Origin of the sequence: Klebsiella sp. D-Nf1 (assembly GCF_002810515.1) — a bacterium.
Lineage (GTDB): Bacteria > Pseudomonadota > Gammaproteobacteria > Enterobacterales > Enterobacteriaceae > Klebsiella > Klebsiella variicola.
This window is the reverse complement of record NZ_PIOK01000004.1, coordinates 32,192-46,884: the sequence shown is the minus strand read 5'-3', so window position 1 is coordinate 46,884 and position 14,693 is coordinate 32,192. Positions and strand designations below refer to the sequence as shown.

The window sequence follows — 14,693 nt, the reverse complement described above, 5'->3', positions numbered from 1 at the left end:
TTATTCGCTTACCGGTTGAGAGGAGTGACGCGAAAAACGCAGCCGTAAACGGTCAAAGAAAAGATAGACCACCGGCGTGGTGTAGAGCGTTAACAGCTGGCTCATCACCAGACCGCCGACGATGGTGATCCCCAGCGGCTGGCGCAGCTCGGAGCCATCGCCCCCGGAGAGCACCAGCGGCAGGGCGCCGAACAGTGCCGCCAGAGTGGTCATCATAATCGGCCGGAAACGCAGCAGGCAGGCCTGGAAAATCGCCTCTTCCGGCGCCAGATTGCCGTTACGCTGCGCCTCAAGGGCAAAATCAACCATCATGATGGCGTTTTTCTTCACGATGCCAATTAATAACATGATCCCGATAAGGGCGATTAGGCTGAACGGGGCATCGAATATCTCCAGTGCCAGCAGGGCGCCCACTCCGGCGGAGGGCAGCGTCGAGAGGATGGTCAACGGATGCACATAGCTCTCATACAGCATCCCCAGCACGATATAGACCGTGGCGATAGCCGCGAGGATCAGGATCACCTGCGCGTTCATGGTCTGCTGGAATACCTGGGCGGTACCGGCAAAGGAGCCGCGCACGCTCGACGGCACCCCGAGCTGGGTCATCGTGCGGTTAATGGCGTCGCTGGCTTCCGACAGCGAGCGGCCGGTAGGCAGGTTAAAGGAGATAGTGGACGCCGCCGACAGCCCCTGGTGGTTCACCGACAGCGGGGCGTTGGCCGGCTGCCATTTGGCGAAATAAGCCAGCGGGATCGGCTTGCCCTCGCTATTGATAACAAACATCTTGTCGAGGGCGCTGACGTCCTGGGTGTAGGCCGGATCCACCTCCATCACCACCTTGTACTGGTTGAGCGGCTGGTAGATGGTGGAGATCTGCCGCTGGCCGAAGGCGTTGTTCAGCAGGTTGTTGGCGTCCTGGACGCTGATGCCGAGGCGCGACATCGTGTCCCGGTCATAGACCAGGTCCATTTCGGCGCCATTGTCCTGCTGATCCGAGTTGACGTCCGCCAGCTCAGGCAGTGCCGCCAGCGCTTTGCGGATCTTCGGCTCCCACTCGCGCAGTGCCGACAGGTCATCGGACAGCAGAGTGTACTGATAGCTGGCGTTCGACTGCCGGCCGCCGACGCGAATATCCTGCACCGCCATCAGGAACAGGTTGGCCCCGGGCTCGTTGGCCAGCTTTTTGCGCAGCCGGTCGATCACCTGCTGCGCCGTCTCGTGGCGCTGGTCCCGTGGCTTGAGGGTGATAAACATCATCCCGCTGTTGACCCGCGAGCCGCCGGTAAAGCCGGTGACGTTATCCACCGCCGGATCTTCGCGAATGATCTTCATAAAGTCCTGCAACTTGCCGCGCATCGCCTGGAAGGAGATGCTCTGGTCGGCCTGAATGCCGCCCATCAGCACCCCGGTGTCCTGCTCCGGGAAGAAGGTTTTCGGGATCGAAATGTAGAGCCAGACGCTGAGGGCGATGGTGCCCAGCACCACCAGGCCGGTCAGCCGGCTGTGCCTGAGCACCCATTTTAACGATTTCCCATAGCCGCCCTGCACGGCCACCAGCAGGCGGCCAAAGCCGCGGTTGCGCGTCGGCTGGTGGGGCTTGCCGCTTTTGAGCAGCCAGCCGCACATCATCGGCGTCAGGGTGAGGGACACCGCCAGCGAGATGCCGATCGCCACCGACAGGGTGACGGCGAACTCGCGCAGCAGGCGGCCGGGCAGGCCGCCCATCAGCAGCAGCGGCAGAAACACCGCCACCAGCGACAGGCTCATCGACAGCACGGTAAAGCCGACCTCGCGGCTCCCCTGCAGCGCCGCCTGCAGGGGTTTCATCCCCGCTTCCAGATGGCGGGAGATATTCTCCAGCACCACGATAGCGTCATCCACCACGAAGCCGGTGGCGATGGTCAGAGCCATCAGCGACAGGTTATTGAGGCTGAAGCCGCACAAATACATCGCGGCGAAGGTACCGATTAAGGAAACCGGGACGGCGACGGCCGGGATCAGCGTGGCGCGCCCCGAGCGCAGGAACAGGAACACCACGAGGATCACCAGCGCCACCGAAATCACCAGCGTCTGCTCCACCTCCTCCAGCGAGGCGCGGATGGTCGGCGAGCGGTCCTGAGCGATCTGCAGGTCGATGGCCGCCGGAATGGTCTGCTGCAGCTCCGGCAGGCGGCCGCGGATGCTGTCCACTGTCTGGATAATATTGGCTTCCGGCAGTTTGCGGATCATCAGCAGGATCGCCGGTTTGGCGTTGGTCATCCCGGCGTTGCGTACATCCTGCACCGAATCCGAGATGGTGGCGACATCCCCCAGCCGCACTGCGGCGCCATTCTGGTAGTGGACGATCAGCGGCTGATAGTCGGCGGCGGTCTTCAGCTCATCGTTGGTCTGCACCTGCCAGCGGTGCGCGCTGTCCTCCAGCGCCCCCTGCGGTTTGCGCACGTTAGCGTCGCTGATGGCGGTGCGCACCGCGTCCAGCGACACGCCCTGGTTGAACAGCGCCTGCGGGTTGAGGTCGACGCGCACCGCCGGCAGGGAGCTGCCGCCGACGTCGACATCACCCACGCCGTCGATCTGCGCGATGGTCTGCGCCAGCTGGGTGGAGGCGAAATCATACAGCTCACCCTGGGAGTAGGTGTCCGAAGTCAGCGTCAGGATCATGATTGGCGCATCCGACGGGTTGGCTTTACGGTAGGTCGGCCGGCTGGGCATCCCGCTCGGCAGCAGGCTTTGCGCGGCGTTGATCGCCGCCTGAACGTCGCGCGCCGCGCCGTTGATATCGCGGTCGAAGTTAAACTCAAGAATGATGCGCGTACTGCCCAGCGAACTGGAGGAGGTCATCTCATTGACCCCGGCAATCCGTCCCAGGGAGCGTTCCAGCGGGGTGGCCACCGATGAGGCCATGGTCTCCGGGGAGGCCCCCGGCAGCGAGGCGCTGACCATGATCACCGGGAAGTCCACCTGCGGCAGCGGGGCTACCGGCAGCAGCCGGAAGCCGAGAATGCCGCACAGGGTGATGGCCAGCGAGATGAGGATCGTCGCCACCGGGCGGTAAATGAAGAGGGCGAAAAACTTCACTTACGCCTCCTCTTCCTGACGCGGGAAGCGGCGCTTCAGGTGCAGCGACAGGCGGTCGAACAGCAGATAGATCACCGGGGTGGTGAACAGGGTCAGCACCTGGCTGAGCATCAGCCCGCCGACCATGCCGATCCCCAGCGGACGCCGCAGCTCCGCGCCGACGCCGGTGCTCAGCATCAGCGGCAGGGCGCCGAGCAGGGCGGCGAGGGTCGTCATCAGGATCGGCCGAAAACGCAGCAGACAGGCCTGGTAGATCGCTTCCCGCGGCGGCATGCCCTGCTCGCGTTCGGCGGCCAGCGCGAAGTCGATCATCATGATGGCGTTCTTCTTCACGATGCCGATCAGCAGAATGATGCCGATGATGGCGATCACATCCAGCTCGCTCCCCGCCAGCCACAGCGCCAGCAGCGCCCCGACCCCGGCGGTGGGCAGGGTGGAGAGGATCGTGATCGGATGGATAAAGCTCTCATACAGCACCCCCAGCACGATATACATCGCCACCACCGCGGCGACCACCAGCCAGACGGTGCTGCCGAGCGCCGACTGGAAGGCCAGCGAGCTGCCCTGGAACTGGGTGCGGATATCGGTCGGGAAATCCAGTGACTGTTCGGCGGCGAGGATCGCGTCCACCGCTTCGCCCAGCGAATAGTTGTCCGGGACGTTAAACGAGATGGTGGTCACCGGGAACTGATCGAGGTGGTTCACCGACAGCGGGGTAAAGCGCTGCTCCACCGTGGCGATGGCGGTCAGCGGCACGATGCCGCCGTCGCTGCTGGTCAGGCGGATATTATCCAGTGCCGCCAGGCCCGGCGTCGCCTCAGTATCCTGCTCGAGCACCACGCGATACTGATTCGCCTGAGTGTAAATGGTGGAGATCAGCCGCTGGCCGAAGGCGTTGTACAGTGCGTTATCGACATCGGCCATTGAGATGCCGAGACGGCTGGCGCTGTCGCGATCCACCTTGATATAGGCGGCCAGGCCTTTGTCCTGCCAGTCGCTGCTGACGTCAGCCAGCTGCGGCTGGGCCTGCAGGCGGCTGAGCAGCGGCGGCACCCAGGTGCTCAGCGCCTCCAGGGAGTTCGCCTGCAGGGTGAACTGGTACTGGGTGCGGCTCACCGTGGTGTCGATGGTCAGATCCTGGGTCGGCTGCAGGTAGAGCGCCACGCCCGGGACGCCGTCCACCGCCTGCTGCAGGCGGCTGATCACCGTCTGGACGCGGTCATCGCGTTCATCCAGCGGCTTGAGGTTGATCTGCAGACGGGCGCTGTTTAGCGCCGGGTTGGTGCCGTCGACGCCGACGAACGAGGTCAGGCTCTCCACGGCCGGATCCTTAAGGATAATGCTGGCCACCTGCTGTTGGCGCTCGGCCATGCTGGCAAAAGAGACCGACTGCGGCGCCTGTAAGGTGCCCTGAATAATGCCGTTATCCTGGATCGGGAAGAAGCCTTTCGGGATAAAGACCCACAGGAGGATCGACAGCGCCAGAGTGCTCAGCGCGACGCCGAGCGTTAGCCACGGATGGTTCAGCACCCGGCTCAGTCCGCGGCCATAGACGGCGATCACCCGTTCGAAGAAACGCTCGCTGGCCCGGGAGAAACGGTTCTGCTTGCGCAGCGATTCGTGGCTTAACATGCGGGCGCACATCATCGGCGTCAGGGTCAGGGAGACCACCGCCGAGATAAGAATAGCGACGGCAAGGGTGACGGCGAATTCGCGGAACAGACGGCCGACGATATCGCCCATAAACAGTAGCGGGATCAGCACCGCGATCAGCGAGAAGGTGAGGGAGATAATGGTGAAGCCGATTTCCCCGGCGCCTTTCAGCGCGGCGGCCAGCGGCTTCTCGCCTTTTTCGATATAGCGCGAGATGTTCTCGATCACCACGATGGCGTCATCCACCACAAAGCCGGTGGCGATGGTCAGGGCCATCAGCGTCAGGTTGTTGATCGAGAAGTCGAGGAACACCATCACCGCGAAGGTGCCCACCAGCGACAGCGGCACCGCGACGCCGGGAATAATGGTCGCCGGGACGTTGCGCAGGAACAGGTAGATGATCATCACCACCAGGGCGATGGCCAGCATCAGCTCAAACTGGGTGTCACGCACCGAGGCGCGAATGTTGGTGGTCCGGTCGGAGAGGACCTGCACCTTCACCGATTTTGGCAGGCTCTCGGTGAGCTGCGGCAGCATCTGGCGAATGCTGTCGGCAGTGTCGATGATGTTGGCCCCCGGCTGGCGCTGGACGTTCATCACGATGGCCCGCTGCTGGTTGGCCCACGCCCCGAGCCAGCTGTTCTCGGCGCCTTGTTCGACGCTGGCGACATCGCCGAGACGGATCGGCGCCCCGTTCTGATAAGCGATAATCAGCCGGCGATAATCCTCAGCGGACTGCATCTGATCGTTAGCGGAAAGCGTCACCGCGCGGGCCGGGCCGTCGAGGCTGCCTTTCGCGGAGTTAACGTTGGCGCTGGTGATAGCGGTGCGCACGGTTTCGCTGGTCAGGCCGAGGGCGGCGATGGCCTGGGCGTTAAGCTTCACCCGCACCGCCGGGCGCTGGCCGCCGGCGAGGGTCACCAGACCGACGCCGGAAACCTGGGAGATCTTCTGCGCCACCCGCGTCTCCACCATATCCTCCACCTGGGTCATCGGGATCGCGGAGGAGGTGACGGCGAGGGTCATGATCGGCGGATCCGCTGGGTTCACCTTGCTGTACACCGGCGGGTTGGGCAGATCGCTCGGCAGCAGGTTGGTGGCGGCGTTAATGGCCGCCTGCACTTCCTGCTCGGCGACGTCCAGCGGCAGGGTCAGCTGGAACTGCAGCGTGACTACCGAGGCGCCGCCGGAGCTTTGCGACGACATCTGCTTAAGGCCGGACATCTGGCCGAACTGGCGCTCCAGCGGGGCGGTGATAGCGGAGGTCACCACGTCCGGGCTGGCGCCCGGATAGAGGGTAACCACCTGAATGGTCGGGTAATCGACCTCCGGCAGGGCGGAGACCGGCAGGAAGCGGTAGCCGATGATCCCGGCTAACAGGATCGCCACCATCAGCAGGGTGGTGGCGACCGGACGCATAATAAACAGCCGGGACGGGCCGCCGGTGCGGCCTGGGGGTAACACCTGCATCAGGAACGCGCTCCGTGTTTACCGCTCTGGCGCGGAGCGGGCTGCGCCTGCTCGCTGCCGCTGGCGGTGACAACTTCCACCTTCGCCCCCTCGGTCAGGCGGTCAATCCCGTCGGTGACCACGCGATCCCCGGCGGAAAGCCCGGCGCTAATGACCACTTTCTGGCTGTCCTGGATGCCGGGCGTCACGCTGTGTTTGCTGACCTTATTCTCGTCGTTCAGCACCCACACAAAATGCCCTTCGTTGCCCATCTGCAGGGCGGCAGCGGGGATCACCACCGCGTTCTCTTCGGTATCCACCAGCAGGCGGGCGTTAACGAACTGGTTGGGGAACAGCGCGTCGTCCAGATTGCTGAAGCGCGCTTTCAGCTTGATGGTCCCGGTGGTCGCATCGATCTGGTTGTCGAGACTCAGCAGCTCGCCGACGCTGATTTTCTGTTTATTGGTGCGATCCCAGGCTTCGACGCTGAGCGCTTTGCCCGCTTTCTGCGCCTGCACCACCGTGGCGATGCTGTTTTCCGGCAGGGTGAAGACTACGTCGATCGGGTGCGTCTGGGTGAGAACCACAATCCCGGTGGTATCCCCGCTGGAGATCTGGTTGCCAATATCCACCTGCTTTAAGCCGACGCGGCCGTCAATCGGCGCGGTGATGCGCGTCCAGTCGAGCTGCAGCTGGGCGCTGGCGACGGCGGCTTCATCGGCCTTCACGGTGCCGGCGGATTCCACCACCAGCGACTGCTGGGTGTCCAGCTCCTGGCGGGAGACGAGATTGGTTTTCACCAGCTGCTGGTAACGAGCGAGATCGCGGCGGGCGTTCGCCAGGGTGGCGTTATCTTTCGCCAGCTGACCCTGCGCCTGGGCGAGGGCGACTTTAAACTGGCTGGGGTCGATCTGCGCCAGCAGGTCGCCGGCTTTGACCTGCTGTCCCTCCTGGAAGTGAAGGCTCAGCAGCTGGCCGTCGACCCGGCTGCGCACGGTCACGGTATTGGCCGCCGTCACGGTACCCAGCCCGGTGAGATAGCGCGGCACCGCTTGTTCGGTCGCGGTGGCCGCCTGCACCGGCGCCAGCGCGCCGCCGAAACGGCCATGACGCGCGCCGCCCGGCCCCTGCGGGCCTTGTCCTGCTGCGGGAGCGCTGCTGCCGCTCGTGTCACGATCGTGCCAGAACCAGTAGGCGGCTCCGGCGATAATCACTACCGCCAGCGCGGCGCCCCAACGACGTATGTTACTGCCTTTCATTAGTTTACGGTCTCATCCTGAAGCGTTTCGCTGAATGATACTAGTTTAGTGAGGGAAGGGGCCGTAAAAATGGAGGAATTATGAAAAGAAGGTTGAGAAATGTCTGGATAACCGCCGCGACGCCGGGCGGTCTCGCAACCGATTCCTGTGGTGATATCAACTTTTAGTTTAAAAAAGTAAAAAACAGTTGTATCCGGGAGGGCTTTAATTAGATTTATGCGGTGAATAAATCAGTGCATTTCCATAATAATAAAATATGCACTTAAAAATCAACGTGTTAAATAATCAGGGGTCATTGCTGTGGCAAACGCAAACAAACTCACGCTCTTCATCGTCATCTTTATGCTGATGGGGATCCTCTCCGGCGCGGCTATCCATGCCTACGCGACGCCGACCACTATCTCCGCCTGGGCGGACAACATTACGCTGCTGACCGATCTGTTTCTGCGGTTGATCAAAATGGTCATCGCGCCGTTGGTGTTCAGCACCCTGACGGTCGGCATTATGCGCCTCGGCGAGACGGCGACCATTGGCCGGGTAGGCGGGAAGGCGATGGTGTGGTTCATCACCTCCTCGGTATTATCCATTCTCGTCGGGCTGGTGATCGTCACCTTCCAGCACCCGGGCGCAGGGTTAAACCTGGCGGTGCCGAAAGAGGCGGTGGATACCGGTCTGGCGGTCAGCGGTATGAGCCTGAAAGGATTCCTGTCGCACACCATCCCCACCAGCATCACCGAGGCGATGGCCAACAACGAGATCCTGCAGATCGTGGTGTTCTCGATGTTCTTTGGCATCGCCGGCGCGTCGCTGGGCGAGAAGTTTAATGCCCCACTGGTGGCGGCGCTCAACGTGGTGTCGCACATTATGCTGAAGGTGACGGGCTATGTGATGTACGTTGCGCCGCTGGCTATCTTCGCCGCCATTTCCTCGGTGATTGCCTCGCAGGGGCTGGGGATCCTGCTCAACTACGCTTCATTCATTGGCGGTTACTACCTGGCGGTGCTGTTGACCAGCGCGGTGCTGATTGCCGTCGGCTATATGGTGCTGAAGAAAGAGGTCTTCCGTCTGCTGAACATGCTGAAGGACCCGGTGCTGGTGGCGTTTACTACCAGCAGCTCCGAAGCGGCCTATCCGAAAACCCTTGAGCGCCTGGTGAAGTTTGGCTGCTCGCGCAATATCGTCTCGTTCGTCCTGCCGATTGGCTACTCGTTTAACCTCGTTGGCTCGATGGTCTACTGCTCCTTCGCCGCGATGTTTATCGCCCAGGCCTATAACGTGCCGCTGAGCTTTAGCGAGATTACGGTCATGATGTTGACCCTGATGCTGGCCTCGAAAGGCATCGCCGGGGTGCCGCGCTCGGCGCTGGTGGTGCTGGCGGCCACGATCCCCAGCTTCAATATTCCGGTTGCCGGGATCCTGCTGCTGATGGGCATCGACCACTTCCTCGACATGGGGCGTTCCGCCATCAACGTGTTGGGTAACGGCATCGCCACCGCCATGCTGTCGAAAAACGAAGGTCTGCTGGCCGAAGAGGGGAATGAACCGGCATGGGAGGCAGAGAAAGCGGAAGCCTGATCCTGCCGCGCCCTTCCACTGAGGGCGCTATTCCACACGGAAAAAAAGGCCCCTGACAGGCACGCCAGGGGCAATGTGACGAAGTATCAGTTTTCCTCGTAAATAGTCTTTTTTCTTATATAAAAACGCGCGGTAACGTCTTTATACCGAGGAAGCGTCAGAGTTTAACGTTATGTTCGGCAGCGCTGGCGCTTTTTTAGCATCCTGCGGCTATTTTCGGATTCCCGACAATATCACTACGGGAATATCTTATTCTCTTCCGTTCGCTATTTGCCTACCAGCGCTCACGTAACAGATTCATAAACTGGAAAAAGTCATGGTTATTATTCAGGCTGTATTTTTCCATAATCTTATTCTTATGGTAAGCCGCGGTGCGGGGACTGACGCGCTGCAGGGCGGCGATTTTACTCATATCCAGCCCTTCAAGAATACCGTGCACTACAGCGGTCTGCGATCGCGACAGTACGCGATGCGGGCAGCTGGCGCAGCTCAGTTCCCGGCTCGTGGCGTCAGTGGCCGACGGGTCCATGCAATGCTGTAGCTCGCTTTTGATGATTGCCAGCAGCTGAGGAATACTGGCCGTTTTCAGCGAAACAAAAATCACCCCTTTCAGGCAATTAATCATGAAATCGTCTTCCGGCAGCTGGTCATAGCTGTGGAGAATGATCAGGGAGCTGCCTTTTTTCCTGTTTTTAATCAAGGCATTACACAGGTAAATTTCACCGGGGATCACTTCGCAAATAATAATGTCTTCGCCTGACAGGTCGTTATTGCGCCAGGAGAAACGGGCCCGCATATCGTCGCGGGCGAGGTCATTAACCATGGCGACCAGCGATTCGCGCACAAAGGTGTTGCGGGTGTTGATGGTGACATTAATGTTTCTCATGGCGTTATTTCCTTATGCAAAACATAACGCCATGCTGTGACAAATCCTCCGGGCGTATGCGGTGTTTTGATTTTATAAAAGTACCTGCAATCGTTTTTTATTATTATAAAGTGAATTATTTACGACGCGTCGAACGCTTATCGTTAAACGTAAACTTCTGCCGTCTCCTGTCTTTCAGATAGGAAATAAAACTGTATACAGAGATACTGAAGAAAAAAATGCATAGCAATAAAATTAACCACGTTTGCATGGCCATCGTTTTTACCTTGTCTGTGCTGTATGCTGTCAGAATTTACCGCGAACGGCTATTACGTTTTGTTATATGTTTTCCTGTCCACTGAAAATCATACGACATCATCCTGATGTGCTAGCACTATAAGAAAGTTCTTAAGCGCATCGTCAGTCTCATTCCTCTCATTTCTCTCAGAAAATGAGAAAAATTAACACTTGCGAGTTATTCATATCCGGCGCAGTGCCCAGAGCGCGCCATCGATCAGGAAATAAACGCCAGTCCTTTGCCAAAGATCGCACGAACGGGCAGGTGGATCCCTTGCTGGCGCGCCTTATGGCGCAGGCGGCTAATCACCACGTCGATGCGGTGCAGGTCAGGCTCACTTTCGTGGGAAAACAGGCAGGCATGGAGGTCCAGCTTACTGCATACCTCGTTGCGATTGCGCATCAACAGCTCCACCAGACGGTACTCCTGCTGGGTTAACTCCAGCGTCCGGGCGTCGGGCGAGATCAGTTTATCTTCATGCAAACGCCACAGGCCGGTGGTAGCGGAGGACGCGGCGCTGACTGGCTCCGGCTGGAGGACGGCCGGTCGATCCTGCTGCAGGCGGGCGCCAAGGGCGGTGAGGGTCTCCGCAAGATGGGCGAAGTTAACCGGCTTAATCAGGTATGCATCGGCCCCAAGGCTGAGCGCCTGCAGTTTATCCTGCTGCTGGCCGCGGGCGCTGACCACCACCAGGCCGTAGTTTCCCAGCTCATGCAGGTAGTTCAGCACGCTGAAGCCATCTTCACCGGGCAGGCCAATATCAATCAGCACGATGTCCACCGGATGGCTGTGCAGTTGCCGCCAGAAGGCTTCGGCGCTGCGCGTGCCCCACACCTCGAAGCCGCGATAGCCCAGCCAGGCCAGCAATTCATCCAGCAGATCGGGGTTATCTTCAATTATTGCCAGTCGTAAAGCCATGGATCATTCTCCTCTTAAGCAACCGTGGGGAGGGTAAGAATAAAGGTGCAGCCGTCCGGGCCATGCTCGGCCAGCCACAGTTTGCCATCATGAGCCTGCACGATCTGACGCGCAACATACAAACCGAGACCGGTACCGCCCGGCACCGGCGACGTGTGCTCGCCGCGACGGTAGCGCTCAAAGATCAGCTCTGCCTGCCCATCGGGCAGGCCCGGGCCGTGGTCGCGAATGCGCAACTCGGTGTGCCCGGCATCGGAGCGGATATCGATGGCGATTTCACCGGGGGGCGAATACTTCACCGCGTTATCCAGCAGATTGGCGATGGCGATGCACAGCAGGCCGGCATCGGCCTGCAGCTGCGGGCTTTCCACCGCGCCGTGATGGCGGATGTTCAGGTAATGGTCGTGGGAGATGGCCACCACCGAGGCGGCCATGTTGATCACCGTTAGCAGGGCGGTCTGCTGGCGGTCGACGTGCAGGTCGTGGGAGGCCAGGCGCGCGTCGGCGAGGCAGTTATCGGTGAGCTGCACCAGACGGGTGGCGGCGCGCCCGATGCGATCGAAGCGCGCCTCCTGGCTGGCCGAGGCCGCCGAGAGGCGGAGATTCTCCAGCGCCGCCTGGATCACCGCCAGCGGCGTGCGGAATTCGTGCGCCACCATGCCCATAAACTGCCGCTGGTGGAAGCTGGCTTCGCGCTCAATCTGCAGCTCACGCGACAGGCGCTGCTTCTGCTCCAACTGCCGGTTCTCAGCGCGTACCCGCAGGATGGCAATGATCAGCACCGTAATGATGTGGACGATCAGCGCATACTGCCAGAGGGAATAGATCGCCACATGGAACGGGATAATCCCGTGGATCGACAACTGCACCAGCACCGCGGCGGCGACGTAGAACGGCGGCAGCAGACCCAGCAGAAGGGTGTTACGGTCGATGGCTTTTTTGCGCCACAGCCACCAGGAGGTGAACAGCAGCACCGGGGTGATAATGATAAAGATCACCCCTTCAATCTGCATCGCGAAGCCGTAAAACCCCAGCGGAATACTGACCTGCAGCACCAGGTTGAGGACCACCGCGGCGATCAGTAGCTGATGAAGCCGCGGCATATTCTTCTTCAAATCAAAAATCTCGCTGTGCAGCCAGAGGGCGGTGGCATAGCTGAACAGAGAGAGGCTGCTGATCATAAAGTCCTGGTACGGTAGCGCGGCGCTGCCGAAAAACCACTCCGGGAAGCCGTGCAGGGCGGCAACCAGCGGATAATTGAGCGAGAAAAGACAAATGCCCCATAGCAGGCGTCGGCGCAGGGCCAGCGCCAGCCACAGCGCCACGCCGCTGGCGACGGCGGCCAGGCCAAAATAGAAGCTCCAGAAAGCGGTGTCGGCGGTCGCCCGCTGCACAAATTCCTGCGGCGAGGAGAGCGAGGCCAGCAGGATCAGGGTGCTGGTGCTGTGCAGGCGAAAGACCACCTCATAGCCGGCGTCGGTCGGCGGCGGGGGGAGGATCAGCACGCTTTCCCGGTAGTGCAGGTCGCTCTCGCGGGCGACGTCGCGGTCGCCAAAGGTGCGCTGTGTCCAGGGGGCATCGCTGCCCAGTGGCCGGTAGTAAATGGTCAGATGGTCGACAAAAGAGGGGCCCAGCTGCAGCCAGCGCGGCTCCCCGGCAAACCACGTTCCCGGCAGCTCGCTGCGCAGCCACCAGGTTTTTCGCGAATAGCCAAAGGAGGGGATCTGCCGGGTGGTGGCGAGCTGGTCCGTGGGCAGGGCGGCGAAGCGATCGACCGTCATCTGGCCGCTGGCGTCCGCGTACCACTGGACCGGAATATCAATGCCCACCTGGCGCGTTGTTGCCTGCGCCTGTGGGGCGGCCAGCAGCAAGAGTAATCCACAGCTGACCAGCCAGCCTGCCAGGAACCGCGGCCGGCAACGCCGGACCGCTGCGAAGATCGCAGACACCCTTTTCAATCACGCCCCCTTGCGGCATGCCAACGATACAGACCGCAGACGTCTGGCTACGGTATGGATAATACGTCCCCGGAAGCGGGGGAGAATGGACAGGCCTGTCCGGAAGAACAGGCCATTTTGCGTGGGAGACCAGGAATATTCCAGCGTAATCTGCAGCGCCACGATCAGGACAGACCTGCTGTGCGGTAGCGCCAGGAGGGGGTTAGCGGAAAACCACCTGCGCCCAGCGGGCCAGCCCGGCGGTTACCGAGCCAAAATCATCGCCACCAGCCAGCGGAATACCCGGCAGCTGGGCGGCCAGCGCCTTTTTGATCAGCGGCGAGCGGGCGCTGCCGCCGGTAAGATAGATCACGTCCGGGGTGGTCTGGCTGCTATCGAGCGCCAGCTGCACCTGTTCCATAATGCGGGTCAACGGTTGATCCAGCGCGGCTTCCAGACCCTGCTGGGCGATGGCGGTGGCCAGCTCGTCCTGAATAAACGGCAGCGCGGTTTCGACGCTGGCGGCGCTGGAGAGGGCGATTTTGCTCTCTTCGGCGCTGCGCACCAGACGATAGCTGAGACGCTGGCGCCAGACCTTCAGCAGCAGAGCCACCTTGTCGGCATCCCGGGCGCTGCGCAGCAGATCGTTAAGCAGACGGCCGTTGGCGGTGCTGTAGAAATCGCTCTGCGCTGGCACGTCGTTGATGGCCACCGCGTTCCACCACGGGAGGATCGGCAGCGCGGTGCCTTTCTCCGTTTCGCCGCCCATGCCGAGGAGGGGCATCAGGCATTTGAAGGCCAGGGCAATGTCGAGGTCGTTACCGCCGATGCGGCAGCCGCTGTGGCCGAGCAGGCTCTGCTGGCGGTCGGCGCGCTCCCGCCACTGCGGGCCCATCAATAGCAAGGAACAGTCGGTGGTCCCACCGCCGATATCGACGACCAGCACCCGTTTTTCTTCATTGAGAGTGGCTTCGAAATCGAGCCCGGCGGCAACCGGTTCAAACTGGAAGACCACATCGCGGAAACCGGCGCGGAGAGCCGCCCGCTCAAGGATGCCCTGCGCCTGGGCGTTCGCGTCGTCACCGCCGAGGCCCTGGAAGTTAATCGGTCGGCCAATCACCGCCTGGTCGATCTGCTCGGGCAGCTGGCTCTCAGCCTGCAGTTTGATGTGCAGCATCATGGCGCAGACCAGGTCTTCAAACAGGGCCACCTGCTGCGGCTTCAGCCCGCTGGCGCCGAGGAAGGATTTTGGCGATTTAACGAAGTAGACCTCTTCCGGATCTTCAACATACTGATGCAGCGAGGCGAGACCGAACTGCACGCTGTTGCGCAGCACCTCGATGTCTTCGTCGCGGTTGGCGGCAATGGCCCGGCGCAGCAGCGCCTGGTTTTCATCGCTGTGGGTGGGGACGTCATGATGGCGATAGAGCCACTCGCTGACCGCTTCGCGCGTTGGCGCACATAGCATCGAGGGCAGCAGCGCGCTGCCGTTTTCCAGCGTCAACAGCTGAGGGGTGTTTTCCCGCATTACGGCCACCGAACAGTTGGCGGTGCCGTAGTCAAAACCAATAAACATCGTCTGCAAAATCCCCATGCCGGTGAAGAAGGGGGGCGACTTTAGCGGATCGTCGCCATGGCGACAACTGGAATTTAAAAGCAAG

Annotated in this window: 9 protein-coding genes; 1 reads left to right on the top strand and 8 read right to left on the bottom strand. The window is 61.1% G+C overall.

The genetic code is table 11. The annotated features are described in order from the left end of the window. Genes mdtC through CWM54_RS16950 form a run of 3 tightly spaced genes read right to left on the bottom strand, consistent with a single transcriptional unit; the run spans position 1 to position 7,439 of the window. Positions 1-3,078, bottom strand: a complete 3,078-nt coding sequence (gene mdtC / locus CWM54_RS16960; RefSeq protein WP_100697909.1) for a multidrug efflux RND transporter permease subunit MdtC — start codon at positions 3,076-3,078, stop codon at positions 1-3. Beyond that, positions 3,079-6,201: an MdtB/MuxB family multidrug efflux RND transporter permease subunit gene (locus tag CWM54_RS16955; RefSeq protein WP_100631173.1), complete on the bottom strand. Its 3,123-nt coding sequence runs from the start codon at positions 6,199-6,201 to the stop codon at positions 3,079-3,081. After that, positions 6,201-7,439 carry an MdtA/MuxA family multidrug efflux RND transporter periplasmic adaptor subunit gene (locus CWM54_RS16950; protein WP_100681751.1) on the bottom strand — a complete coding sequence of 413 codons (1,239 nt, stop codon included), beginning with the start codon at positions 7,437-7,439 and terminating at the stop codon, positions 6,201-6,203. Before CWM54_RS16950 ends, CWM54_RS16955 begins: the two co-directional genes overlap by 1 nt. Before the next feature lie 300 nt (positions 7,440-7,739). Between CWM54_RS16950 and CWM54_RS16945 the strand changes: the two genes are divergently transcribed. Next, a complete protein-coding gene (locus CWM54_RS16945; protein WP_100676375.1) occupies positions 7,740-9,014 on the top strand; it encodes a dicarboxylate/amino acid:cation symporter in 1,275 nt (424 codons plus the stop codon). Between the two features lie 274 nt (positions 9,015-9,288). Here the strand turns inward: CWM54_RS16945 and CWM54_RS16940 are convergent, their stop codons facing one another. The 5 genes from CWM54_RS16940 to yegD all read right to left on the bottom strand — a co-directional run bounded on the left by CWM54_RS16940 (position 9,289) and on the right by yegD (position 14,608). After that, complete coding sequence (locus tag CWM54_RS16940) at positions 9,289-9,900, bottom strand: helix-turn-helix transcriptional regulator (RefSeq protein WP_100697907.1); 612 nt, start codon at positions 9,898-9,900, stop codon at positions 9,289-9,291. Between the two features lie 115 nt (positions 9,901-10,015). Further along, the gene (locus CWM54_RS28715; protein WP_046621842.1) at positions 10,016-10,156 is read right to left on the bottom strand and encodes a small membrane protein; all 141 of its coding nucleotides are present in this window, start codon (positions 10,154-10,156) and stop codon (positions 10,016-10,018) included. A 237-nt stretch (positions 10,157-10,393) separates the two neighbouring features. Then, the gene (locus CWM54_RS16935; RefSeq protein WP_061153908.1) at positions 10,394-11,095 is read right to left on the bottom strand and encodes a response regulator transcription factor; all 702 of its coding nucleotides are present in this window, start codon (positions 11,093-11,095) and stop codon (positions 10,394-10,396) included. 14 nt (positions 11,096-11,109) lie between these two features. Further along, positions 11,110-12,966, bottom strand: coding sequence for a sensor histidine kinase (locus tag CWM54_RS16930; RefSeq protein WP_100697905.1), 1,857 nt, complete (start codon positions 12,964-12,966; stop codon positions 11,110-11,112). Positions 12,967-13,255: 289 nt separating this feature from the next. Beyond that, positions 13,256-14,608 carry a molecular chaperone gene (gene yegD / locus CWM54_RS16925; RefSeq protein WP_023322982.1) on the bottom strand — a complete coding sequence of 451 codons (1,353 nt, stop codon included), beginning with the start codon at positions 14,606-14,608 and terminating at the stop codon, positions 13,256-13,258. Positions 14,609-14,693 lie beyond the last annotated feature (85 nt).

Bases quoted from the DNA above. Each gene is read 5' to 3' on its own strand.
- CWM54_RS16955 (WP_100631173.1), bottom strand. From the start codon at position 6,201: ATGCAGGTGTTACCCCCAGGCCGCACCGGCGGCCCGTCCCGGCTGTTT.
- CWM54_RS16950 (WP_100681751.1), bottom strand. From the start codon at position 7,439: ATGAAAGGCAGTAACATACGTCGTTGGGGCGCCGCGCTGGCGGTAGTG.
- CWM54_RS16940 (WP_100697907.1), bottom strand. From the start codon at position 9,900: ATGAGAAACATTAATGTCACCATCAACACCCGCAACACCTTTGTGCGC.
- CWM54_RS28715 (WP_046621842.1), bottom strand. From the start codon at position 10,156: ATGGCCATGCAAACGTGGTTAATTTTATTGCTATGCATTTTTTTCTTC.
- CWM54_RS16935 (WP_061153908.1), bottom strand. From the start codon at position 11,095: ATGGCTTTACGACTGGCAATAATTGAAGATAACCCCGATCTGCTGGAT.
- yegD (WP_023322982.1), bottom strand. From the start codon at position 14,608: ATGTTTATTGGTTTTGACTACGGCACCGCCAACTGTTCGGTGGCCGTA.